General features: G+C 65.6%; 27 protein-coding genes. 13 read left to right on the forward strand and 14 right to left on the reverse strand.

Translation table 11 applies throughout. The annotated features are described in order from the left end of the window. Nucleotides 1–109 precede the first annotated feature (109 nt). Nucleotides 110–373 carry a TFIIB-type zinc ribbon-containing protein gene (locus tag ATE59_RS12785; protein WP_058812780.1) on the forward strand — a complete coding sequence of 88 codons (264 nt, stop codon included), beginning with the start codon at nt 110–112 and terminating at the stop codon, nt 371–373. 84 nt (nt 374–457) lie between these two features. On the opposite strand, the gene ATE59_RS12790 is transcribed toward ATE59_RS12785, so the two are convergent. From ATE59_RS12790 to ygfZ, 3 genes are read right to left on the reverse strand one after another with little or no spacing between them, the layout of a single operon-like run. Then, nucleotides 458–1,009 carry a retropepsin-like aspartic protease family protein gene (locus tag ATE59_RS12790; RefSeq protein ID WP_058812710.1) on the reverse strand — a complete coding sequence of 184 codons (552 nt, stop codon included), beginning with the start codon at nt 1,007–1,009 and terminating at the stop codon, nt 458–460. Nucleotides 1,010–1,062: 53 nt separating this feature from the next. Further along, nucleotides 1,063–2,019, reverse strand: a complete 957-nt coding sequence (locus ATE59_RS12795) for a hypothetical protein (RefSeq protein ID WP_058812711.1) — start codon at nt 2,017–2,019, stop codon at nt 1,063–1,065. Nucleotides 2,020–2,051: 32 nt separating this feature from the next. Further along, nucleotides 2,052–2,786 (reverse strand): CAF17-like 4Fe-4S cluster assembly/insertion protein YgfZ, encoded by a 735-nt coding sequence (gene ygfZ, locus ATE59_RS12800; protein WP_058812712.1) that lies wholly within the window; start codon nt 2,784–2,786, stop codon nt 2,052–2,054. A gap of 59 nt (nt 2,787–2,845) precedes the next feature. Here ygfZ and pyrC point away from each other — a divergent pair, with 59 nt between their 5' ends. Continuing rightward, nucleotides 2,846–3,868 (forward strand): dihydroorotase, encoded by a 1,023-nt coding sequence (gene pyrC, locus ATE59_RS12805; RefSeq protein ID WP_058812713.1) that lies wholly within the window; start codon nt 2,846–2,848, stop codon nt 3,866–3,868. A gap of 22 nt (nt 3,869–3,890) precedes the next feature. On the opposite strand, the gene rarD is transcribed toward pyrC, so the two are convergent. Together rarD and ATE59_RS12815 are read right to left on the reverse strand one after the other, a co-directional pair. Further along, the gene (rarD, locus tag ATE59_RS12810; RefSeq protein WP_058812714.1) at nt 3,891–4,790 is read right to left on the reverse strand and encodes an EamA family transporter RarD; all 900 of its coding nucleotides are present in this window, start codon (nt 4,788–4,790) and stop codon (nt 3,891–3,893) included. A 44-nt stretch (nt 4,791–4,834) separates the two neighbouring features. Continuing rightward, a complete protein-coding gene (locus ATE59_RS12815) occupies nt 4,835–5,146 on the reverse strand; it encodes a TM2 domain-containing protein (protein WP_058812715.1) in 312 nt (103 codons plus the stop codon). Nucleotides 5,147–5,361: 215 nt separating this feature from the next. Here ATE59_RS12815 and ATE59_RS12820 point away from each other — a divergent pair, with 215 nt between their 5' ends. The 4 genes from ATE59_RS12820 to ATE59_RS12835 all read left to right on the forward strand — a co-directional run bounded on the left by ATE59_RS12820 (nt 5,362) and on the right by ATE59_RS12835 (nt 7,770). Beyond that, on the forward strand, nt 5,362–5,766 hold the full coding sequence (locus tag ATE59_RS12820) for a glycine zipper 2TM domain-containing protein (RefSeq protein WP_058812716.1): 405 nt from the start codon (nt 5,362–5,364) through the stop codon (nt 5,764–5,766). A 178-nt stretch (nt 5,767–5,944) separates the two neighbouring features. After that, entirely contained in the window at nt 5,945–6,496 is a 552-nt protein-coding gene (locus ATE59_RS12825) for a GNAT family N-acetyltransferase (protein ID WP_003047726.1), read from the forward strand. Continuing rightward, the gene (locus ATE59_RS12830) at nt 6,493–6,933 is read left to right on the forward strand and encodes a DUF1330 domain-containing protein (RefSeq protein WP_058812717.1); all 441 of its coding nucleotides are present in this window, start codon (nt 6,493–6,495) and stop codon (nt 6,931–6,933) included. The genes ATE59_RS12825 and ATE59_RS12830 overlap by 4 nt, the downstream gene beginning before the upstream one ends. An 87-nt stretch (nt 6,934–7,020) precedes the next feature. Continuing rightward, nucleotides 7,021–7,770 (forward strand): hypothetical protein, encoded by a 750-nt coding sequence (locus tag ATE59_RS12835; protein WP_058812718.1) that lies wholly within the window; start codon nt 7,021–7,023, stop codon nt 7,768–7,770. Between the two features lie 77 nt (nt 7,771–7,847). Here the strand turns inward: ATE59_RS12835 and ATE59_RS12840 are convergent, their stop codons facing one another. From ATE59_RS12840 to thiS, 4 genes are all read right to left on the reverse strand, one after another. Then, nucleotides 7,848–8,030: a CsbD family protein gene (locus tag ATE59_RS12840; RefSeq protein WP_003047733.1), complete on the reverse strand. Its 183-nt coding sequence runs from the start codon at nt 8,028–8,030 to the stop codon at nt 7,848–7,850. A 115-nt stretch (nt 8,031–8,145) separates the two neighbouring features. Further along, on the reverse strand, nt 8,146–9,327 hold the full coding sequence (gene ubiM, locus ATE59_RS12845) for a 5-demethoxyubiquinol-8 5-hydroxylase UbiM (protein WP_058812781.1): 1,182 nt from the start codon (nt 9,325–9,327) through the stop codon (nt 8,146–8,148). Between the two features lie 70 nt (nt 9,328–9,397). Continuing rightward, nucleotides 9,398–10,168 (reverse strand): thiazole synthase, encoded by a 771-nt coding sequence (locus tag ATE59_RS12850; protein ID WP_058812719.1) that lies wholly within the window; start codon nt 10,166–10,168, stop codon nt 9,398–9,400. Further along, on the reverse strand, nt 10,165–10,368 hold the full coding sequence (gene thiS / locus ATE59_RS18350; RefSeq protein WP_082657424.1) for a sulfur carrier protein ThiS: 204 nt from the start codon (nt 10,366–10,368) through the stop codon (nt 10,165–10,167). Before thiS ends, ATE59_RS12850 begins: the two co-directional genes overlap by 4 nt. Nucleotides 10,369–10,446: 78 nt before the next feature. Between thiS and ATE59_RS12860 the strand changes: the two genes are divergently transcribed. The 4 genes from ATE59_RS12860 (at nt 10,447) to ATE59_RS12875 (ending at nt 14,283) form a co-directional block, all read left to right on the forward strand. Beyond that, nucleotides 10,447–10,899: a type II 3-dehydroquinate dehydratase gene (locus ATE59_RS12860; RefSeq protein ID WP_058812783.1), complete on the forward strand. Its 453-nt coding sequence runs from the start codon at nt 10,447–10,449 to the stop codon at nt 10,897–10,899. 68 nt (nt 10,900–10,967) lie between these two features. Next, nucleotides 10,968–11,453 carry an acetyl-CoA carboxylase biotin carboxyl carrier protein gene (accB, locus tag ATE59_RS12865; RefSeq protein ID WP_003047748.1) on the forward strand — a complete coding sequence of 162 codons (486 nt, stop codon included), beginning with the start codon at nt 10,968–10,970 and terminating at the stop codon, nt 11,451–11,453. Between the two features lie 10 nt (nt 11,454–11,463). Beyond that, complete coding sequence (gene accC / locus ATE59_RS12870; protein WP_058812720.1) at nt 11,464–12,825, forward strand: acetyl-CoA carboxylase biotin carboxylase subunit; 1,362 nt, start codon at nt 11,464–11,466, stop codon at nt 12,823–12,825. A 96-nt stretch (nt 12,826–12,921) separates the two neighbouring features. Further along, on the forward strand, nt 12,922–14,283 hold the full coding sequence (locus tag ATE59_RS12875; protein WP_058812721.1) for a L,D-transpeptidase family protein: 1,362 nt from the start codon (nt 12,922–12,924) through the stop codon (nt 14,281–14,283). Between the two features lie 180 nt (nt 14,284–14,463). On the opposite strand, the gene ATE59_RS12880 is transcribed toward ATE59_RS12875, so the two are convergent. Further along, on the reverse strand, nt 14,464–15,201 hold the full coding sequence (locus ATE59_RS12880) for a murein L,D-transpeptidase catalytic domain family protein (protein WP_058812722.1): 738 nt from the start codon (nt 15,199–15,201) through the stop codon (nt 14,464–14,466). A gap of 167 nt (nt 15,202–15,368) precedes the next feature. On the opposite strand from ATE59_RS12880, the gene ATE59_RS12885 reads away from it, so the two are divergent. Further along, nucleotides 15,369–15,713, forward strand: coding sequence for an arsenate reductase family protein (locus tag ATE59_RS12885; RefSeq protein ID WP_058812723.1), 345 nt, complete (start codon nt 15,369–15,371; stop codon nt 15,711–15,713). A gap of 27 nt (nt 15,714–15,740) precedes the next feature. On the opposite strand, the gene ATE59_RS12890 is transcribed toward ATE59_RS12885, so the two are convergent. The 3 genes from ATE59_RS12890 to nadC form a co-directional block, all read right to left on the reverse strand. Next, nucleotides 15,741–15,968 (reverse strand): hypothetical protein, encoded by a 228-nt coding sequence (locus ATE59_RS12890; RefSeq protein ID WP_058812724.1) that lies wholly within the window; start codon nt 15,966–15,968, stop codon nt 15,741–15,743. Nucleotides 15,969–16,063: 95 nt separating this feature from the next. Next, nucleotides 16,064–16,867, reverse strand: coding sequence for a ribonuclease T2 family protein (locus ATE59_RS12895; RefSeq protein WP_231737339.1), 804 nt, complete (start codon nt 16,865–16,867; stop codon nt 16,064–16,066). Further along, on the reverse strand, nt 16,854–17,702 hold the full coding sequence (gene nadC / locus ATE59_RS12900) for a carboxylating nicotinate-nucleotide diphosphorylase (RefSeq protein WP_058812725.1): 849 nt from the start codon (nt 17,700–17,702) through the stop codon (nt 16,854–16,856). The genes ATE59_RS12895 and nadC overlap by 14 nt, the downstream gene beginning before the upstream one ends. A gap of 94 nt (nt 17,703–17,796) precedes the next feature. Here nadC and ATE59_RS12905 point away from each other — a divergent pair, with 94 nt between their 5' ends. Then, nucleotides 17,797–18,933: an NAD(P)H-dependent flavin oxidoreductase gene (locus tag ATE59_RS12905; protein WP_058812726.1), complete on the forward strand. Its 1,137-nt coding sequence runs from the start codon at nt 17,797–17,799 to the stop codon at nt 18,931–18,933. A 43-nt stretch (nt 18,934–18,976) separates the two neighbouring features. Here ATE59_RS12905 and ATE59_RS12910 read toward each other — a convergent pair whose 3' ends face one another. After that, nucleotides 18,977–19,426, reverse strand: a complete 450-nt coding sequence (locus ATE59_RS12910; RefSeq protein WP_058812727.1) for a peptidylprolyl isomerase — start codon at nt 19,424–19,426, stop codon at nt 18,977–18,979. A gap of 147 nt (nt 19,427–19,573) precedes the next feature. Between ATE59_RS12910 and mgtE the strand changes: the two genes are divergently transcribed. After that, nucleotides 19,574–21,034 (forward strand): magnesium transporter, encoded by a 1,461-nt coding sequence (mgtE, locus tag ATE59_RS12915; RefSeq protein WP_003047778.1) that lies wholly within the window; start codon nt 19,574–19,576, stop codon nt 21,032–21,034. Nucleotides 21,035–21,197 lie beyond the last annotated feature (163 nt).

A 21,197-nucleotide genomic window follows, 5' to 3' on the forward strand; every position in this document is an offset into this window, starting at 1 on the left:
TCCCAGGATCGTGATGTCGGACCGCATCGAGCGTGCTCGGTGCGTGATCGGCCATGGCCTTCGCTCTCCGCGCACCCTCGATGGATCGAAATCTTTCCACGAGGTGACCATGACAACTGCCCACAATATGCCCTGCCCCATCTGCAAGGTTCCGCTCGCGATGAGCGACCGGCAAGGCGTTGAAATCGACTATTGCCCGCAATGCCGCGGGGTATGGCTCGATCGCGGCGAACTCGACAAGATCATCGAACGGAGCGCCGCCGAAGCTGCTCCGCGAGCGGCAGCGCCGCCGCCCGCTTACGGCCATGGCAACGACTATCGCCGCGGCTATCCCAAGCGGCGAAAGTCCTTCCTGGAAGAATTGTTCGACTGATTCCCGGCGACGGGCGCGCCATTCGGGTGGCGCGTCCGTAGTACTTTAAAACGGCAGCGAGCATCCGGCGACTGGCTTGCCGCCCTAGCGCAGCGTCATCGTGTCGCCTTCGACATTCACCGCAGCGAGCTTTGCAAGATAGCTTTGGCCGAGCAGCGACACCCCCATGTTGGCATCGACCACCGCCGCCTCGACATTGCGGATCGTGATTCCATCGACCTCGACACTGTCGAGAAGGACCGTCCGCAGCGGCACCGCGCCGCCCGCGGTCTGGGCCGTGCCGCCGATCGGCAGACGGTCGACATCGATGCCGATCGCCTCGGCATCGTTCCGCGTCAGCGCGACGAGCGATGCGCCGCTATCGACCAGCATGCGAACCTGCCTGCCTTGGACAAGGGTGTCGGCATAGAAATGCGAATCGGATGCCCGCCGGATCCGGACTTCGCTGGGCCGCGCGGCGGCGTCGCTGGCGGCCACAGCGGCCTTATCCCGCGCGCCGGTCGTCCAGTTACTCTCGCCGGCATAAGGGTCCACCGGCGCTTTCGGCACGTCGGCGACCTGCCGGCCGGCGATGCTCGCCATGCCGATCGATATGCCTGCGATCCCGGCTACCAGGGCAATGAAACGCCTCACCATGCCCGGCTTATTCGCAAATCGGGGTTGGAGAATGGTTAAATGGCGCCGCGATTCTATGGTTCGGCCAGGCCGCCGGCTGCCTGATCGATGAAGGCGCGCCATTGCGGCTCCCCGCCCCGGATGCTGTAGGCTATCCGCGCGCAGGCATAGGGGCGTCCCGGCCGGTTGTCGGCATCGAAGGCGGCGATTGGCCACAGGCGCTCGGCATCGGCGTGATCGGACCAGCAAACGATTGCCTCGGCCTCCTGCCCCGCATCGACCAGCGCCCGTTCGCCCGCATCGAGCGTGGCCGCGTCCCAACCCAAAATCACGCGCTGCAGTTTTGCCGGAGCGCGCAACGCTGATGCAAAGGGGCTTGTCTGTGCACCGAGCAGCCGTTCGACCCGCGCGCGGTCGGCGGTAGCCAGCCAGCGCCCGCCGAGCATCGGCACCCATTGCCGCGGATCGCGCGAGCGGAGTGCCGGAAACAGCGCATCGGCCGCAGCGGCAAAGCGAGCCGTCCACGGCGAATCCGCGGCGAGCGGGCGAAGCTTCCATGCCGCCGGCGCGACATCGGCGCGCAGTTGCCGTTCCACCGGCCGGTCGCGAACCCTGTCCGCCATCACGATATCGAGCGTCGGCGCCGCATCGGCCGCGCATTGCACGCCCGCGCAGCGCGCCGTCTGCGCGGTCAGGCGCAGCCATTGCGGCATCGGCGCACGCGGCGCACCGGAACTTCCCGCATCGACAAATTCGCGCGAGGCCGGGTCGAAGACCATCCGCGCGGGCCCGCCGCGCATCGGCCGGCCCGGCACGTCGCCGCGATAGGCAATCGACACCCCGGCATAGATGGCGTCCACATCGGCGTAGAGGCGGCCGTTCCACGCGATAGCTTCCAGACGCACACACAAGCCCGGCTGCGCCGCAGCGGCTTCGGCCAGCGTCATCGTGCGCGCATTATCTTCCGGGCAGGAGGCCGGACCGGCGGCGGCCAGCGCGGCGGGAGCAAGCAGGGCGAGCGGCGCGATCATCCTTCCCCTCTACCGCGCCCGCGCTGCACCGGTCATGAACCGGGCGAAAGAAGGGCGCTGCGCATCCAGGCGGGTGCTTTCGCCGGATCGATGCCCTCGACGCGCCGATGCTCCACCGACCAGCCGAGTTCGGGATAGGCAATGACCTGACGCTTTTCGTCGGCTTCGGCGATCGGCACGACGACGAGCCGGCGATTGACCTTCTGCCGCCAATTCATCCGCGCGGTATTTTCCTGTCCGACGTAACAGCCCTTGGAAAAACTCACGCCGTTCAGTTCGGCGGCATTGCATTCGAGCCACAGCGTCGTGCCGTCGCCGAGTTCGGCGCGCCCTTCGGTGACGCCGAGCGCCAGGCGGTGCGCGCGCCACGGCGCCTCGACGCCCGCCGCGCCGTCTTCGTCGGCGGGAGCAAGCCAGCGTTGCCCGAGTTCGGCAAGCCGCGGGTCGACGACGCCAAGATCGCCCTCGGGCGCCCAATGAACCCGCAAAACCTCTTCGCGCTCGGTCGTAATCGAGCGGCGCAGGCGATAGAGCGTCAGGCGCCGGGTCAGATCGTCGGCAGCCGCCGCTTCGCAATCGATCAGCACATCCGCCTCGTCGGCCCAGATCAGAAAGTCGAACAGCGCCTTGCCCTGTGCGGTCAGCAGCGCCGCCCATACCGGCAGATTGCCCGACACGTCATTGGTGACGAGGCCTTGCAGAAAGCCGCGGACATCGTCGCCCGACAATCGGATCAGCGCGCGGTCGTTGAGGGTGGTATTGGCCATGCCGATAATTTAGGGGCGGGGCAGCCAAAGCCAAGCCACGATTTGCCCGAGAGCCCGCCATGACCGATCGCCTGACCATCCGCCGCCCCGATGACTGGCACGTCCATCTGCGCGATGGCGCGATGCTGGCGCATGTCGCGCCCTATACCGCGCGCCAGTTCGCGCGGGCGATCGTCATGCCCAATCTGTCGCCGCCGGTGACGACGGTGGACGCTGGCCGCGCCTATCGCGAACGGATTGTCGCGGCGGTCCCCGCGGCGCTCGATTTTACCCCGCTGATCGTCGCCTATCTGACCGACGGCACCGATGCGGAGGAAATGGCGCGCGGCCATGCCGAGGGCGTGTTCACCGCCGCCAAGCTCTACCCCGCGCATGCAACGACGGGCAGCGCCCGCGGCGTGACCGATGTCGCGAACATCATGGGCGTGCTCGAACGCATGGCCGATATCGGCATGCCGCTCCTGATCCACGGCGAAGTCACCGACCATGACGTCGACATCTTCGACCGCGAGGCGGTATTCATCGATCGCACGCTCGCACCGCTCGTCGCGCGGCTGCCCGAGCTCAAGATCGTGTTCGAACATATCACGACGGCGGAGGCGGCGCAGTTCGTCGCCGATGCGCCCGCCAATGTCGCCGCGACGATCACGCCGCAGCATCTCCATATCAACCGCAACGCGATGCTGGTCGGCGGCATCCGCCCGCACGCCTATTGCCTGCCCGTCGCCAAGCGCGAGCATCACCGGCTCGCGGTGCGCGCCGCCGCGACTTCGGGCTCGCCCAAATTCTTCCTCGGCACCGACAGTGCGCCGCACGCGGTGCATACCAAGGAAGCGCCGTGCGGCTGCGCCGGCATCTTCAACGCCCCCTTCGCGCTCGAAAGCTATATCGCGGCGTTCGACGAAGACGGCGCGCTCGACCGGTTCGAGGGTTTTGCGAGCGAACATGGCCCGCGCTTCTATGGCCTGCCGCTCAATCAGGGTACGATCACGCTCGAACGCGGCGCGACCGTTGTTCCCGACCGGATCGGCGATGTGGTGCCCTTCCATGCCGGCGAAACGCTCAGCTGGAGGGTCGTCTAAGCCCACGGCAATCTCATAGACCCTAGGCGATCTCGACCATCCGGTCGGTGCGCATCTTGCGCCACATGTCGAAACTGAACACCGCAATGCTGATCCAGATCAGCAGGAAGCAGGCCAGTTGCACGGACTTCAGCGGTTCGGCGAAGACGAAAAGGCTCAGCAGGAATTGCAGTGTCGGCGCCAGATACTGGACGAAGCCGAGCGCTGCATAGCTCATCCGCCGCGCGGCGGTGGCGAAGAGGAGCAGCGGCACCGCGGTGACGATGCCCCCCGCCATCAGCAGCAGGCTGATTTTCGGGTCCGATCCGAAACCGCGCCCGTCGCCGATCCACAGATACCAGGCCGACGCCGCGAGCGCCAAGGGCATGAGCAGCGTCGTTTCGATCGCGAGACCGGGCAATGAACCTACGGGCACCACTTTGCGCAGCAGGCCATAGAAGCCGAAACTGAAGGCGAGCGTCAGGCTGATCCACAGCGTGTCAAGCGCACCGCCGAGCAGGATCGCCACCCCGACGGCGGCGATCGCGACCGCCACCATCTGCAATCGCGACAGACGCTCGCCGAGGAAGACCATTCCCAGCATCACATTGACCAGCGGGTTGAGATAATAGCCGAGGCTGGCGGCCAGGACATGATCTGTGAAGATCGAATAGATATAAACGAGCCAGTTCACCGCGATCAGCAGGGCGCTCGCCAGCAGCATCCGCAGCACTCGCCAATCGCGCAAGGCGACGAGATAGTCGGCGATCTGCCGCCGGAATGCCATGATGAAGAAACAGAGCGGCAGCGACCAGACGATGCGCTGCGCCAGCACCTCGACCGGCGGCACGCTGGCCAGCAGCTTGAAGAACAGCGGGACGAAGCCCCAGATGCCATAGGCGGCGAGCGCGAAGGGCAAACCGTTCTGCTGGCTGCGTTCCATTGATCAATCCAGAGAATTATCTGCGTGCGAGTCGGACTGCGCGATCACCCGGTGATTTTCTGGACCAGTTTCATATTTTCGTTTCTGATCCACCCAGGGATAAGAAACGCGTCGATCAGGAGCCAGAGGCCGACAATCCCGAGAAACACAAAACCGACGCCAATGATAACGGTCATCCACCCGAGGAGGAATAAGAGGAGGAGGAGGATAGCGGTAAACGCTTTGCCTGCATAAAAGCGATGCGCACCTAATCCGCCCAAAAAGAACCAAAGCAAGTAAGCAACCCCAACCGACTTCTTGTTGGCTTCAAACATCATGGTAGAAAGTGCCGCATCCCGCGCCGAGTTATCCGACATTATCGCCCCCGTTAATTTCTCTGGGTTACTACAGCCAAGATCGAGGGCAATGCAACAGGCTGCGCGCCGCGTCCGCATCTTTCGGTTCGTCGACGACAACACTCAATTCGTCTTGTTGCCCAAGGTTCATGCAACGCTGTGCGGACCCTTCTCGTTGTTTCGGGTGAAGCGCTCGTTCCCGAACGGTCGAGACGCGAACCAGGAAAGGACAGGATATGGCTATTCTTACCAAAGGCATGATGGGCGCGATTGCCGCCGCCAGTGTCGTCGCGACCGCCCCCGCCTATGCCGGCATGGCAACCGCCGCCCCGGCGCAGGGCTATCACAAGAGCGAAGCTACCGCCGACTTTTACAAGCGCAAGCATCACGACCGCCGCTATTACGCTAGCCGCGACCAGCGCGTCGGCGCCAACACGCGGATCTGGCGCGGTAACGACGGCCGATATTACTGCAAGAAGGATAATGGCACCACCGGCCTGTTGATCGGTGCCGCGGTCGGCGGCCTTGCCGGTCACGAAATCGCCGGCAGAGGCGACAAGCTGCTCGGCGTGGTCCTCGGCGCAGGCGCCGGTGCGCTCCTCGGCCGTGAGATCGACCGCGACAAATATCGCTGCCGCTAATTGACGGAAACCGTCCGGGTGCGGGTCCGAGACCCCTCCATCCGCACTCTGTGATGGCGAGGGCGTCGGTTCCTGCCGACGCCCTCAAGGCCGATCGCGCGGCCGCGGCGCGTGTTTCGGCTTGCCCGCCAGCCTGCTTTCTCCCAGAAGCATCGGCCACTGCTGCGGGAGAATATCGATGCTTAACGGCCCCCTGCTCGTCACCGAGCGGCTGATCCTCCGCCCGCCCGCGGCCGAGGATTTCGACGCCTTCGCCGAAATGTGCGCCGAAGAGGAGACAATGACCTTCATCGGCGGCAGCTGCGCCCGATCGCAGGCGTGGCGCCAATGGTGCACGCTCGCGGGGGCATGGCATATCCGCGGCTTTTCGATGTTTTCGGTGCTCGAACGCGCAAGCGGCGAATGGGTCGGGCGGCTCGGCCCATGGGAGCCCGACGGCTGGCCCGCGCCTGAAATCGCCTACGGCGTGCGCGCCAAGTTCGCCGGGAAAGGCTATGCGTTCGAGGGGGCGGTCGCGGCCTGCGACTTCGCGGTCGAATTCCTCAAATGGCCCGAGCTGATGCACAGCATCGCTCCCGACAATGTCCGCTCGCAAGCGCTGGCCAAGAGGCTGGGCGCGACCAACAGCGGCCCGACGCACCTCCCCGCCCCGTTCGAACAGACCCGCGTCGATGCCTGGACGCAAAGCGCCGAGGCATGGCGGATCAAACGCAAGGAGTTCCAGCCATGAGCGATCGTCACATCGACCCCGAACGCGCGCAGTTCGACGCGTTCAAGGCCCTGCCGCGCGATACGCCGATCCACATGCTCAACCTCGTCCGCTTCAAGGACAGGGCGACCTATCCCGACGATCACCCCCTCGCCGGCAAAGCGCTCACCGGCGCGGAAGCCTATGCCAACTATGGCAAGGACAGCAGCGCCGTCTTTTCGCGCGTCGGCGGCAGTGTCGTTTGGAGCGGCATGATGGAGGCGATGGTGATCGGCCCTCTGGCGGAGCATTGGGACGCGATGTTCATCGCCCGCTATCCGAACAGCGGCGCCTTCATGGAAATGGTCACCGATCCGGTCTATCGTCAGGCGGTTGTCCACCGTCAGGCGGCGGTCGAAACCTCCCGTCTGATCCGCTGCGCGAGCAATCCGTCTCGGTCCGAGACAGTTTTCGGCTAACAAAGTCTTACCAATTAACGCTTTTTGCTCACATCTTCTTAACCAGCTTCCGGCAAGTCCGGGTGAGAGATTAAGGGAGTGTTAGCAATGATCGTCCGGGGAAAATGGCTGATTGCCGGCCTGCTGATGGCCGCGGCCCCGCTCGCGGGGTGCCGCGACAATCCGCAGGCAAAGGCCGACCTCAAACCGCTCGACGACGGGCTGACCAATGAAGACCCCGCGCTGAAGGGCGCGCTTGAAGACAAGATCATGGTCGATCCCAAGCTGGCCGGGCAGGCGAACCGCAATGCGGCGACCCCGGGCAACCGGCCCGTCGACGGCGGCGTTCCGGGCGTAGCGAGCGGCAAGGCGGCCGCGGCGGCCGAAGCGGCGGCGGCGCAGGCCGCGGGCAAGCTGCTCGCCGCGCCCAAGGCGCTGCCGTTCGAGGAAGGTTGCAACGGCGATTGCGCCGCCAAGCGCCCGGTCACCATCGGCGCGCTGGCGCGCGAACAGCAAAAGGGCAGCTGCGACGCCAAGCTGACCTACGGCAACCAGTGGGTCGACCGTCTGCCGCCCGCGTTCAAGCTCTATCCGCGCGCGACGCTGCGAGAGGCGGCAGGGGTGGCCGGCGGAAAGTGCAACATCCGCGTCGTCAATTTCCAGACCGCCGCCTCGATCCAGGGCGTTCTCGACTATTATCACACGATGGCGGTGCGTGCGGGTTATACGAGCGACCACCGGGTGCGCGGCAACGAACATATTCTGGGCGGAACGAAGGGCGATCTTGCCTATGTCCTGTTCATCCGCACCGATGGCGGGATGACCGACGTCGATCTGGTCGCGTCCGGCGGCAAATAACGCCGCATTCGCAGGCCAACAAAAACCCCCGGGAGCGATCCCGGGGGTTTTTGTTGGCCGATGGCCGGGGCGGTCGATCAGACCTTGTCGCCAAGCGCGCCCTGCACCTTGCCTTTCAGATTCTGGGCTTCGCCCTTGCGTTCCTGAAGTTCGCCTTCGGCGCGCAGGCGTTCATTGTCGGTCGCCTTGCCGATCGCCTGTTTGGTGTTGCCGATCGCTTCGTTGGTCAGGCCTTTCGCCTTTTCCGTCAGTTCACCCATGGGGAGTCTCCTTTGCTGCAAGAGGCGATCGCGCCTCTTGTCAAATCAACGACTTGCACCCGGGCATTGTTCCCTCACCGCGGGATGAAACGAGACGAAGCGTCGACCGGACGGCTCAGGCAGCCCGCGCGTCCCGCTGCTGCATCAGCAGCGCGCGCAGGCCCATCCGAACCGGCGGCAGCGCGCCAAGCCGCAGCGCTGCATGGCGGAGCGCCATCGCCGGATGGCGGTCATCGGTGAAGAGGCCGACGATCGCGCGCGTCGCCTGAAACAGCGACCAGGTCTCGGCACGATGCGCGGCGGCGTAGCGCGCAAGGCGGCGCGGGTCGCCGACATCCTCCGCCGACGCCAACAGCTTCGCGAGCCGGACCGCGCCCGCCAGCCCGAAGTTGAAGCCATGGGCGGTCACCGGATGCATGCCGACCGCCGCATCGCCGATCAGCACCGCACGCGGCCCCGCAAAGCGATGCGCAAAAGTCGTGGTTAGCGGATAGGCGTGAAAATCGCTCGCCAACGCGACCGCGCCCCATCTGCCGCGCGTCATCGCCGCGATCCGGCGCGCCTTGGCCTCGCCGGATTCGGCCATGAAAGCTTCGGCGGCTTCGGGCGTCAGGGTGATGACTGCCGACGAAAGCCCCACCCCCAGCGGCAGCATCGCCAGCGTGTGGTGCCGGGCGAACCATTCGGTCGCGACGCCCGCCTTGCAGGGCGCGTGACTTACCCGGCCGACAAGCATCGTCTTGCCGACCGGCCGGATTTCGGCGCCGATGCCGAGCTGGTCGCGTATCGCCGAAAAACGCGAGTCTGCCGCAACCAGAAGATCGGCCTCGATCGCAGCGCCATCGGCAAGCACCGCGGTCACGCCGTCGCGGCCGGCGTGCACCCGTGCGACCGCGCGCCCGGCCATCAGGCTTATGTTGCCCCGTCCAGCAGTGCTTTCGAACAGCGCCCGGCGCAGATGATGGTTCGACACAAGATGGCCGAGCGGCCGCGCGTCGTCGTCGCCCGGATCGATCCGCATCGCAAACCGCGCCCGGCCGCTCAGCACCTCGGCGCAATCGAGGCGGTGAATGTCCGCCGCCGGAATCCGCGACCAGGCATCCAGGTCGCGCAGCGCGCGCTCGGACCGGTGCGTCAGCGCAATCTCGCGCCCGTCGAAATGCGGTTCGGCCAGCGCGGCAAGCGGCGCGCGCTCGATCAGCGTAATCTCGGCGGGCGTATCCGCCAGCGCGCGCGCGAAACTCAGCCCCGCCGGTCCCGCCCCGACGATGACGATCCGGCGCCGCGTGCCACCCATGCCCATGCCTCCTTGTTAGAGACACCGGCATGGCAGCGCCGCGCGGGCGGCGCATTGCGCTGGATCAATATCAGATGAGCCCGGCGAGCGGGCTCGACGGATCGGCGTAGCGACGCTGGCCCATACGACCGGCGAGATAGGCATCGCGCCCCGCCTCGACCGCGAGCTTCATGGCGCGCGCCATGCGGATGGGGTCTTTGGCTTCGGCAATCGCAGTGTTCATCAGCACGCCGTCGCAGCCGAGTTCCATCGCCACCGCCGCATCGCTCGCCGTCCCGACGCCCGCATCGACCAGCACCGGCACCGACGCGCCCTCGACGATCAGGCGGATCGTCACCCGGTTCTGGATGCCCAGCCCCGACCCGATCGGCGCGCCGAGCGGCATGATCGCAACCGCGCCCGCATCTTCCAGCTGCTTGGCGGCGATCGGATCATCGACGCAATAGACCATCGGCAGAAAGCCTTCCTTGGCCAGCACCTCGGTCGCCTCCAGCGTTTCGCGCATATTGGGATAGAGCGTCTTTGCTTCGCCCAGCACCTCCAGCTTCACCAGATCCCAGCCGCCCGCCTCGCGCGCCAGCCGCAAGGTGCGGATCGCGTCGTCGGCATTGAAACAGCCGGCGGTGTTGGGAAGATAGGTGATCGTCTTCGGGTCGATATAATCGGTCAGCATCGGCGCGGTCGGGTCCGACACATTGACGCGCCGCACCGCAACGGTGACGATTTCCGCACCCGACGCGGCGACCGCCGCTGCATTCTGTTCAAAATCCTTGTACTTGCCCGTGCCCACGATCAGGCGCGAGTTAAAGGTCCGTCCGGCAACGCTCCACTGGTCGGTCAACAACCGCCTCCTACAAAATGAACGATTTCCAGCGCATCGCCCTCGGCAAGCGCGACGTCGGCGAGCGTCGAGCGCGGTACGATCTCGCGATTGCGCTCGACGGCGACCTTCTTGACGTCGAGGCCCAGCGACGCGACCAGATCAGCAATGCTGCCTGCGCGCACCTGCCGCGCATCGCCGTTGAGAATGATGGAAATCACGAGTCCCGCCTGCTTTGCCTTTTGACGTGCAGCCCATATAGGGGGAGCGACCCGCGTCGCAACCGAAAGACCGTGCCCTTGTCCAACGAGTGTTCCGAAACGCCCGCCGTCTTTGTCCTTTCGGGGCCCAATCTCAACCTGCTGGGCACGCGAGAGCCTGAAATCTACGGGCATGACACGCTGGAGGATATCCACGGGCGGCTCGCTGAGCGTGCCGCGGCACTGGGTCTGCGCGTCGATTGCCGCCAGTCGAACCACGAAGGCACGCTGATCGACTGGCTGCACGAAGCGCATTTCGCCGGCGCCAAGGCGGTGCTGCTCAATGCCGGGGGCTATACGCACACATCGGTCGCGCTGCACGACGCGATCAAGTCGATCCGCGTTCCGGTGATCGAGGTCCATCTGTCGGACCCGATGAAGCGCGAATCCTTTCGCCATCTCAGCTATATCGGCATGGCGGCGGCCGCGCATTTTGCAGGCCACGGCGCAGACAGCTATATGCTGGCGCTGGACGCCGCCGCGCGCTTCTGACAAGAGGCGCGATCAGAAACGGGGTCAAGGCACGCGATCAACAGTGCCGCAACAACAGGAAATATCTCATGGGTGACCATAAAGAGCACGGCATCAACATCGATCCGGCCTTCGTCCGTGCGCTCGCGGAACTGCTCGACGACACGCAGCTTTCCGAAATCGAGGTCGAGGACGGTGAACGCAAGGTGCGCGTTGCGCGCACGCTGACCGCCGCCGCGGCGCCGGTCGCTTTCGCGCCGGCCCCGGTTGCCGCGCCCGTCGCTGCCGCACCCGCGGCCGCCGCGCCGGCTGCCGTAGCTGCCCCCGCCGCCGACAGCTTCGCCGACGCCGTGAAGTCCCCGATGGTCGGCACCGTCTATCTTGCTGCCGAACCGGGTGCGCCCAATTTCGCGAGCGTGGGTTCGGCGGTGAAGGAAGGCGATACCATCCTGATTATCGAGGCGATGAAGGTGATGAACCCGATCACCGCGCCCACCTCGGGCACGCTCAAGGCCGTGCATGTCGAGAACAGCCAGCCGGTCGAATATGACCAGCCGCTGTTCACCATCGGCTGAGGCACAGCCGATGGCCATCGAGAAACTGCTGATCGCCAACCGCGGCGAGATCGCGCTGCGTATTCACCGCGCCTGCCACGAAATGGGCATCAAGACGGTCGCGGTCCATTCGACCGCCGACGCCGATGCGATGCATGTCCGCCTGGCCGACGAAGCCGTCTGCATCGGTCCGCCAGCGGCGAAGGACAGCTATCTCAACATCCCGGCAATCATTTCGGCTGCCGAAGTGACGGGCGCCGACGCCATCCACCCCGGCTATGGCTTCCTGTCGGAAAATGCGCGCTTTGCCGAGATTATCGAAGCGCATGACATGATCTTCGTCGGGCCGAAGCCCGAACATATCCGCACGATGGGCGACAAGGTCGAGGCGAAGCGCACCGCGGTCGCGCTCGGTCTGCCGGTGGTGCCGGGTTCGCCCGGCGCCGTCACCTATGGCGAGGAAACGAAACGGATGGCCGAGGAAATCGGCTATCCGGTGCTGATCAAGGCCGCGTCGGGCGGCGGCGGCCGCGGGATGAAGGTCGTCCCCGACCCCTCCGGTCTCGAAAGTCTCATGGGTCAGGCTTCGAGCGAGGCTGCGGCGGCGTTCGGCGATCCGACCGTCTATATGGAAAAATATCTCGGCAACCCGCGCCACATCGAATTCCAGATTTTCGGCGACGGCAAGGGCAATGCCATCCATCTCGGCGAACGCGACTGTTCGCTGCAGCGCCGCCACCAGAAGGTGCTCGAAGAAGCCCCCTCGCCCGTCATTTCGGCCGAAGAGCGCGCCCGCATGGGCGGCATTTGCGCCGATGCGATGGCAAAGATGGGCTATCGCGGCGCGGGGACGATCGAGTTTCTGTGGGAAAATGGCGAATTCTATTTCATCGAAATGAATACGCGCATCCAGGTCGAACATCCGGTGACCGAGATGATCACCGGCTTCGACCTCGTCCGCGAACAGATCCGCATTGCCGACGGCATGGGCCTTTCGGTGCAGCAGAACGAGCTGGAATTCCGCGGCCATGCCATCGAATGCCGGATCAACGCCGAAGATCCGCGCAACTTCCTCCCCTCGCCGGGCAAGGTGACCAATTATCATGCCGCCGGCGGCATGCATGTGCGCGTCGATAGCGGGCTTTATGCGGGCTATTCGATCCCGCCCTATTACGACAGCATGATAGGCAAGCTGATCGTCTATGGCCGCACGCGCGAAAGCTGCATGATGCGGATGCGCCGCGCGCTCGAGGAAATGGTTATCGGCGGGGTGAAGACGAATATTCCGCTGCATCAGGCGCTGCTCGCCGATCCCGACGTCATTCACGGCGATTATACGATCAAATGGCTGGAGGAATGGCTGGCGAAGCAGGACGCCGACAACAAGGCCTGACGCTGCGCCCATTGAGGCCGGGTTCGCGCGCGGACACGACGGATTGTGTCCCAGCTCACTTTCGCACGGGGGGATTATTGGCTATGGGCCTTAACCATGGCCAGAAATCTCCCCCTTTACGCGCGCCCGGCCGCGGCGCTGATCCTCCCGCTGACCCTGCTTGCGGCGCCCGTCGCCGCGCAGACGAGCGTCAAGGAGGACTCGGTCGTTCTGCAACCCGACAAGGTGACCGATGACGCGCCCGAGATCGAAACGGTCGCCGAGGCCAATCTGCCGAGCTGGAGCGTCGACAATGCCAAGGCGCTGCTCGCCTTCATCCAGTCGGCGGGCGATGAAGGCCTGTTCCCGAAGGATTACAATCCCGACGCGCTGAAGGCCGCGATCGATGGCGGCAATCAGATCACGCTCGACAAGGTCGCGACCGACAGCTTCCTGCTGCTCGCCACGCACATGCGCGACGGCCGCACCCCCAATGCTGCGCGCAAACAATGGTTCATGACCGATGGCGACGCGCAGACCGAACCGCTGATCCCGCTGCTCGGCAGCGCGCTCACCGCGAACGACGTCGCGCAGGCGCTGGTCAGCCTCGACCCCGTTCATCCCGATTTCGCGGTGCTGAAAGCCGCGCTCAAGACCGCAAAGACGCCCGCCGACGCCAACGCGATCCGTGTCAACATGGAACGCTGGCGCTGGATGCCGCGCGATCTTGGCGAAGGCTATGTCGTCAGCAACGTGCCCGAATATCTGACCCGCGTCGTTCATGACGGCGTCGTCATCGCGACGCACAAGGCGGTCGTCGGCAAGCCGTCGACCCCGACGCCGCAGCTCAACCCGATGGCGACGGGGATCATCGTCAACCCGACCTGGACGCTGCCCAAGAGCATCATCGCCGAAGGCATCGGATCGACGATTGCGACCAATCCGGCGCGCGCCCGCGCGCAGGGCTATACCTGGACGGGCAGCGGCAAGTCGCTGTCGGTGGTGCAGCAGCCAGGTGCCAACAATGCGCTGGGCGTCATGAAGCTCGAAATGCTGAACCCGCACGCCATCTATCTGCACGACACGCCCTCGAAGGGCGCGTTTGCCGCCGATTCGCGCGCCTTCAGCCACGGCTGCATCCGCACCGAAAAGGCGCTGCATTTCTCCGGCCTGATGGCGGTGATGTTCGCCGGCCGCACGCCCAAGGAATTCGGCGATGTGGTCGCCAGCGGCAAGACGACGCGCTTCGGCTTCGAAAAGCCCTTCCCCGTCTATGTCGCGTATTGGACCGTCGTCCCCGACGGCAAGGGCGGCATCAAGAAGCTGAACGACCTTTACGGTCGCGACGCGCCGGTGGTGACGAGCTTCGCCAAGCCCGGCCGCGCCGCCGCGGTGGTGATTTCGCCGACGCCGCCTGCGGTCGTCCCGACGACGCAGACGGTGCAGGCGCCGAAACCCGAAAAGGGCGCGATCTACTGATGAAGCGGCGACCGGGCGGCGATGCCCCCGGCCCCGTGCTTCCTCGCCGAATCCGATAACTTTGCTTTGACATCCCCGTCATTGCGAGCGCAGCGAAGCAATCCAGAGCGGTTTACGCGCACTCTGGATTGCTTCGCTGCGCTCGCAATGACGAATCCCAGGCTTGAAACCCGAGAATCTTCAATCGGCCTTGGTCGGCATCGATCCCTGGGTGGCGCCGGTGCGGATGATATTGTCGGCGACCGGCGGCAACTCGAAGGGCGGTGGCGAAGCGGGCGCTACGCTCAGCTTGTCGGCATAGAGCAGCCGGCCCGGCCCGAGCTTGTACAGAATTTGCGGCAGCAACTCCTCGCCGAACACGAAACAGCCCTCGCTACGCCCCAGCTTGCCTTGCGTCGCGATCAGCGACGGTTCGGCGTACCAGGCGCCATGCACGACGATCGCGCGCATGTCGGCATTGCTGTTGTCGGCCTCCAGCCCCGCGAGCCGCATCGACGATCCGTTCGATCCCCAATAATAATCGCTCGTGCGATAGGCCCCGCGCGACGAGGCGAGCGAGCCGGGGACGTTCGAAAAGGTCTTGAGCCAGCCGTCATGCTGCGGGTCCGATCCGCGGCCATGGGTGACGGGATACATGTCCACCTTGCCGGCAATCAGATCGACGAGCGCGAAGCGCGGGCGATAGGAGGGCAGCCCGAAATCGACGATCCCGACACGGTCGGCCTGCGCGATCCGGTTGCCCTGCCGCGCCAGCTGTTGCCGCGCGACGGCCAGATAGTCGACCGGCGGCGGTGTCGCCGCCTGCCCATGCCCGGTGATCCAGTCCGGAAGTGGGGCTGCGCGCGCCGATGTCGCGGCCAGCGCCCCCGCGCCCGCCATCGCCGCCAGCATAGCCCTGCGATCGATCAATTCTTTCACGTGCAACCCAGCCCTCATAGCCGCCTTTGGCGGTCCCTCGGCCGTCTATAAGCCTTGGTTCGCGCACCAAACGCAAGGAGTCCAAGCCTCTTCATGCGGGCAAATGTGCCATATATGCCATGAATAGTGCGTTTACGTTCCATTACGCTCCCGTTAGGAACTGCGCCATGAAGGCAACCATCTGGCATAACCCCGCCTGCGGCACTTCGCGCAAGACGCTGGCGATTCTCGAGGAAACCCCCGGCGTCGATGTCGAGGTGATTCAATATCTGAAAGCGCCCTACAGCCCCGACAAGCTACGCCAGCTGTTTCGAGACGCAGGTCTGAGCGCGCGGGACGCGCTGCGCCTGCGCGGCACCGATGCCGAGGAACGCGGTCTGCCCGACGCCGACGAAGAAGCAATTATCGCGGCGATGGTCGCCAATCCCGCCTATGTGAACCGCCCCTTCGTCGAAACCGACAAGGGCGTCCGCTTCTGCCGCCCGCAGGATGTCGTGCGCGAGATTCTCTAGCAGTGCGGGCCGATCGGCGGTCCGCCGTCAGATCAGGAACATCATCGCCGCGGTGAAGAAGACGGCGAAGCTCTCCGCGAACAGGCGAAAATCGCTGTCGCGCGACCAGAGCGCCGGACGCTCGCGCTGCGCCGCAAGCGCGCCGCACAATTCGCCTTGCCAATCCTCCGGCGCGCTCAGCCGCGCAAGGACCAGTTGCCGGGCGCCATAAGCGCGGATGCGCTCGCGGATGTCGATATGCTCGTCCGAATCCATGCCCGGCAGGCTAGGCGCCCGTTAACGAGTCGATAAGGTTAAAAGAGTGTTAACATCGCCGCCGTCCCGGCGCGGGACGCCTTGCCCTGCAGGTGTTAATCCATCGGCCGCACGCGCACCGCGCGCGCCTCGGCGAGGCCGCGCTGAAAGGGTTTGCACGCCTGCGGGCGCATCCGCGGCCCCAGGCACAGCCGTACCTCGGTCAGCCAGTCGCCGCGATCGGTCGCGACCGCGATCATCCGCTCGTCGATGCCGCGATTGACCTTCGCAAAGGCGCGCCGCACGTCGCCCGCGGTGCGGACATGCCCCGACAGCGCTTTCATGTCGGGAAAGCGCACGGCGCGGAACAGGATTTCGGCGGCGCGAAAATAGGCGGCGGGGTTGGAACTCATGCAGGTGCCGTGCTTCGCCCATTCATGCTGCAAAAGCTGCGCCGAAGGGGTCATGCACATATGGCGGCGCAGCACTGGCGCGGGGACGATCTTCGCGGGACGGCACCATTGGGGATAGGCCGGCGTATCGGCTTCGGGCCACAGGCCGTGCAGTACCCAGCCGAAGCGTCCGCTTTCGCCCGAGCATTGGAATCGGTCGCGCGCATCCTTGGGATTGCGCGCACCTGCGCAATGCTGCGGCGACCAGCTCATGCTCAGCAGATAGCCGGTCGTCGGCGGCTTGCGGACGGGCTCGCCGCGCGCGGGCCGCTCGAGCCGCGGTACCGGCGTCCGGTCGGGCGCCACACAGGCCAGCGATTGCGCCTGCGCCGCGGTGGGTGAGAGCAGCAGAGTCAGCGCCAGAAGCGCGCGTCGCCCCCGCGCAGGCGGGGGCCGCTGGAGGCCGCGCGCAATACCGATAGCGGCCCCCGCCTGCGCGGGGGCGACGATTGTATCAGACCAGCGCAAAATCGAGCCCGATGTCGGCCGCCGGCGCCGACTGGGTCAGGCGCCCGACCGAAACAAAGGTGACGCCGGTCGCGGCGATGGCGCCGATCGTGTCGAGCCGCACCCCACCCGACGCCTCGGTCGGAACGCGCCCGGCGACGATCCCCACAGCTTCGCGCAATTGGTCGGGGGTCATATTGTCGAGCAGCAGATGCGTCGCGCCCGATGCCAGCGCGGCCTCGACTTGGTCGATACGGTCGACCTCGACGATGATATCGGCGATTCCCGCCGCCACCGCGCGGCGCACCGCCTCTTCGACCGATCCCGCGACCGCGACATGATTGTCCTTGATCATCGCCGCGTCCCACAGGCCCATGCGGTGATTGGTCGCGCCGCCCATGCGGGTTGCATATTTCTCCAGTACGCGCAGACCGGGGATCGTCTTGCGCGTATCGAGCAGCGTCGCGCCGGTGCCGGCGATCGCATCGACATAGCTTCGCGTCATCGTCGCAATGCCTGACAGATGCTGGACGGTGTTGAGCGCCGACCGCTCGGCGGTCAGCATCGCCCGCGCATTGCCCGAAAGGCGCATCAGGTCGGTGCCGGCGGGAACGCATGCGCCCTCCTCGACCAGAATCTCGATGACCATATCGGGTGCCAGCGCGCGAAAGAATCGCTCGGCGATCGGCAGCCCCGCAACGCTAATCGCATCGCGGCTGTCCATCACCCCCGTAAAAACGGCGTCGGCGGGAATGACGGCCATCGAGGTGATGTCGCCGCCGCTCCCCATATCCTCGGCAAGCGTCGCGCGGACGAAGGCGTCGAGGTCGAATTCGGGCAGGGAAAATCCGGTCATGCCCCGGCGATAAAGCGTGGCGGGCGCAAATCAACTTGACGTTTACGTCAACTGGCGCTGACATGGGTGCAAATAGCAAATTGGAGAGAGAGACATGCAATCGCCCATCTGCGCCATGCTCGGCATCGAATTTCCGCTGCTCGCCTTTTCGCACTGCCGGGACGTCGTCGTCGCGGTGTCGAAAGCCGGCGGCATGGGCGTGTTCGGCGCCGCCTCATTGCCGCCCGAGCGACTTGAGGAAGAGCTTGCGTGGATCGACGCGCACATCGGCGGCAAGCCCTATGGCGTCGACCTGATCGTCCCCAACAGCTTCGCCGGCAAGGGCGAGGCACCGGCGGCGGGCGCGGCGCGCGTGCCCGGGACGCATCTCGGCTTCGCGGCCGATGTGCTCGACAAATTCGGCGTCGATGCGGCCGGCCTCGACGGTGCGACCGAAGCGCGGCAGAGCTTCGGCGACAATATGCATGAAGAAGGCGCGGCGAAGCTGCTCGAAGTTGCGTTTCGCCATCCGATTCGCCTGATCGCCAACGCGCTCGGCGTGCCGCCGCAACTGATGCTCGATCTCGGCAAACGGCATGGCGTGCCGGTCGCCGCGCTCGTCGGCACCCGCGACCACGCGCTGGCGCAGGTCCGCGCCGGGGTCGACATCCTGGTCGTTGCGGGCGGCGAAGCGGGCGGCCATTGCGGCGAGGTCGCAACGATGGTGCTGGTGCCCGAAGTGGCTGCGGCACTCGACGCCGTCGGCGCGACGACGCCGATCCTCGCTGCGGGGGGCATCGTCACCGGGCGTCAGATGGCCGCGGCGATGGCGATGGGCGCGCATGGCGCCTGGTGCGGATCGGTGTGGCTGACCACGTCGGAGGCCGAGACCAATCCGGTGGTGAAGGAAAAAATGCTCGCCGCCTCGTCGCGCGACACGGTGCGTTCAAAGAGCCGGACGGGCAAGCCCTCGCGTCAGCTCCGCTCGCCCTGGACCGACGCATGGGAGGCCGACGGCGCGCCGAAACCGCTCCCGATGCCGCTGCAATCGCTGGTCAGCGAACCCGCGCTGCGCAAGGTCGACAAGCTGTCAGAGGGCGGTCATGAAGGCGCCAAGCAGCTCGCAACCTATTGGGTCGGCCAGGGCGTCGGCCTGATGAACGAGGCGATGAGCGCGGGCCAGGTCGTCCAGGCGTTCAAGGAAGACTGGATCGCCGCCTGCGAACGGCTGAATGGATTCGTGGGAGAGTAAGTGTCCTCCCCATCGCTACGCGACGGGGAGGAGCTATCAGGTCTTACGCAACCGTCGCCTTGACGATCTTGCCGGGCTCGCGCGGCGGCTCGCCCTTGGGCAGCGCGTCGACATTTTCCATGCCTTCGATCACTTCGCCCCACACCGTGTACTGGCGGTCGAGGAAGCGCGCATCGTCGAAGCAGATGAAGAACTGGCTGTTCGCGCTGTTCGGATTCTGCGCGCGGGCCATCGAACAGACGCCGCGGACATGCGGTTCGGCGTTGAATTCGGCCGGAAGGTCGGGAAGCTTGCTGCCGCCCATGCCGGTGCCGGTCGGATCGCCGCCCTGTGCCATGAAGCCGGGGATGACGCGGTGGAAGACGACGCCGTCGTAAAAGCCTTCCTGCGCGAGCTGGGTGATGCGTTCGACATGCTGCGGCGCGAGGTCGGGGCGCAAGCGGATGACGACGTCGCCGGTCGACAGCGACAGGGTAAGGGTCTGTTCGGACATGGTGTCTCTCCTTCGAATGAGTTGGCGCCGCCATAGCGGCGCGCCGCGCCAATGCCACGCACTAAATTCGGCTGCAGCGTTGCCATGACGCGCGTCCGCGACTAGTGGAGGGCCTTCGACGCCGTAGCAGCCAGGGAGGACCGCGCGATGGACAAACGCGAAGATTCCCTGCCGCCCGAAGACGTGCTCACCGCCGACGGGCTCGATCATGACCCCGGCCACCCCCCGCGCGAAACCGAAACCGAACTCGACGAAGACGATCGCCTGAAACCCGCGTTCGTGCGCGACGTCATCGATCTTGCCGAAGAGGGCGAGGTCGAGGCGGCGCGTGAACGCGTCGGCCGCCTGCACCCTGCGGACATCGCGGACCTTTTCGAGCTCGTTTCCGACGAAGACCGGCCGCTCCTGGCCCAGGTGCTCGGCGACCTTCTGTCGCCCGACGTGCTGGCGGAAATGAACGATTATGTGCGCGAGCGGCTGATCGATCTGCTCGCGCCCGAACAGGTCGCCGAAATCGCGTCCGAACTCGACACCGACGATGCCGTCGCGATCATTGAGGATATGGAGGAGGACGAACAGCAGGCCGTCCTCCGCGCCATGGAGCCCGAAGATCGCGCCGCGATCGAGGACGCCCTCTCCTTCCCCGAGGAGTCCGCCGGGCGCCTGATGCAGCGCGAATTCGTCGCGGTGCCCGAACATGTCACCGTCGGCGACGTTATCGACCGGCTGCGTGAGGATGTCGATCTCGCCACCGACTTCTGGGAAATCTTCGTCGTCGACCCGATGCACCGCCCGGTCGGCACCTGCCAGTTGAGCTGGATATTGCGGGCGCCGCGCAGCGTCGCGATCAACGACATCATGAGGCGCGAACAGACGCTGATCCCGGTCGACATGGACCAGGAAGAGGTCGCGCTGCGCTTCCAGAAATATGCGCTCATCTCGGCCGCGGTGGTCGACAAGGCGGGGCGGCTCGTCGGGATGATCACGGTCGACGACGTCGTCCACATCATCCAGGAAGAGGCAGGCGAGGATATCTTGCGCCTGTCGGGCGCCGGCGACGGCGACATCAACGAACCGATCGCGCTGACCATCCGCACCCGGCTGAGTTGGCTGGTCGTCAATCTCGGCACCGCCATGCTCGCCGCATCGGTCGTCGGCATCTTCGAAACCGCGATCGCCAAATATGCGCTGCTCGCGGTGCTGATGCCGATCGTCTCGGGCATGGGCGGCAACGCCGGAACCCAGACGCTCGCCGTGACCGTGCGCGCGATCGCCACCAATCAGCTTACCGCGTCGAACACGATGCGTATGATCCTGCGCGAATTTCGCATCGCGACAGTCAACGGTCTCTCGCTCGGCATTCTGATCGGCGCCGGCACCGCGCTCATCTTCGGCAACCCGCTGCTCGGTGCGGTGATCGCCTCGGCGATGCTCATCAACAATCTGGTCGCGGGGCTCGCGGGCATATTGGTGCCGGTAACGCTTGACCGTTTCGACATCGATCCGGCGGTATCATCGGCCGTCTTCGTAACGACGATGACCGACATGATGGGCTTTTTCTCGTTCCTCGGGCTCGCGGTGCTCAGCGGCCTGACGGCGATGGGCTGACCCAAGTCGCTGGATTTGCACGCTTCGCCGGGCTCCCCGAAAATTTTTTCATCGCGGCGATTTTTTTGCGGAACTTATCGCTCGCAACACGGGTTTCCCATTCGAGCAGCGATCATCGCCCCCCCGCAGCGCTGCTCAGCAACATTGGCCCGGCTCGCATTCC

Source organism: Sphingopyxis sp. A083 (assembly GCF_001468495.1).
Lineage (GTDB): Bacteria > Pseudomonadota > Alphaproteobacteria > Sphingomonadales > Sphingomonadaceae > Sphingopyxis > Sphingopyxis terrae.

Bases quoted from the DNA above. Each gene is read 5' to 3' on its own strand.
- ATE59_RS12785 (WP_058812780.1), top strand. From the start codon at position 110: ATGACAACTGCCCACAATATGCCCTGCCCCATCTGCAAGGTTCCGCTC.
- ATE59_RS12790 (WP_058812710.1), bottom strand. From the start codon at position 1,009: ATGGTGAGGCGTTTCATTGCCCTGGTAGCCGGGATCGCAGGCATATCG.
- ATE59_RS12795 (WP_058812711.1), bottom strand. From the start codon at position 2,019: ATGATCGCGCCGCTCGCCCTGCTTGCTCCCGCCGCGCTGGCCGCCGCC.
- ygfZ (WP_058812712.1), bottom strand. From the start codon at position 2,786: ATGGCCAATACCACCCTCAACGACCGCGCGCTGATCCGATTGTCGGGC.
- pyrC (WP_058812713.1), top strand. From the start codon at position 2,846: ATGACCGATCGCCTGACCATCCGCCGCCCCGATGACTGGCACGTCCAT.
- rarD (WP_058812714.1), bottom strand. From the start codon at position 4,790: ATGGAACGCAGCCAGCAGAACGGTTTGCCCTTCGCGCTCGCCGCCTAT.
- ATE59_RS12815 (WP_058812715.1), bottom strand. From the start codon at position 5,146: ATGTCGGATAACTCGGCGCGGGATGCGGCACTTTCTACCATGATGTTT.
- ATE59_RS12820 (WP_058812716.1), top strand. From the start codon at position 5,362: ATGGCTATTCTTACCAAAGGCATGATGGGCGCGATTGCCGCCGCCAGT.
- ATE59_RS12825 (WP_003047726.1), top strand. From the start codon at position 5,945: ATGCTTAACGGCCCCCTGCTCGTCACCGAGCGGCTGATCCTCCGCCCG.
- ATE59_RS12830 (WP_058812717.1), top strand. From the start codon at position 6,493: ATGAGCGATCGTCACATCGACCCCGAACGCGCGCAGTTCGACGCGTTC.
- ATE59_RS12835 (WP_058812718.1), top strand. From the start codon at position 7,021: ATGATCGTCCGGGGAAAATGGCTGATTGCCGGCCTGCTGATGGCCGCG.
- ATE59_RS12840 (WP_003047733.1), bottom strand. From the start codon at position 8,030: ATGGGTGAACTGACGGAAAAGGCGAAAGGCCTGACCAACGAAGCGATC.
- ubiM (WP_058812781.1), bottom strand. From the start codon at position 9,327: ATGGGTGGCACGCGGCGCCGGATCGTCATCGTCGGGGCGGGACCGGCG.
- accB (WP_003047748.1), top strand. From the start codon at position 10,968: ATGGGTGACCATAAAGAGCACGGCATCAACATCGATCCGGCCTTCGTC.
- accC (WP_058812720.1), top strand. From the start codon at position 11,464: ATGGCCATCGAGAAACTGCTGATCGCCAACCGCGGCGAGATCGCGCTG.
- ATE59_RS12875 (WP_058812721.1), top strand. From the start codon at position 12,922: ATGGCCAGAAATCTCCCCCTTTACGCGCGCCCGGCCGCGGCGCTGATC.
- ATE59_RS12885 (WP_058812723.1), top strand. From the start codon at position 15,369: ATGAAGGCAACCATCTGGCATAACCCCGCCTGCGGCACTTCGCGCAAG.
- ATE59_RS12890 (WP_058812724.1), bottom strand. From the start codon at position 15,968: ATGGATTCGGACGAGCATATCGACATCCGCGAGCGCATCCGCGCTTAT.
- nadC (WP_058812725.1), bottom strand. From the start codon at position 17,702: ATGACCGGATTTTCCCTGCCCGAATTCGACCTCGACGCCTTCGTCCGC.
- ATE59_RS12905 (WP_058812726.1), top strand. From the start codon at position 17,797: ATGCAATCGCCCATCTGCGCCATGCTCGGCATCGAATTTCCGCTGCTC.
- ATE59_RS12910 (WP_058812727.1), bottom strand. From the start codon at position 19,426: ATGTCCGAACAGACCCTTACCCTGTCGCTGTCGACCGGCGACGTCGTC.
- mgtE (WP_003047778.1), top strand. From the start codon at position 19,574: ATGGACAAACGCGAAGATTCCCTGCCGCCCGAAGACGTGCTCACCGCC.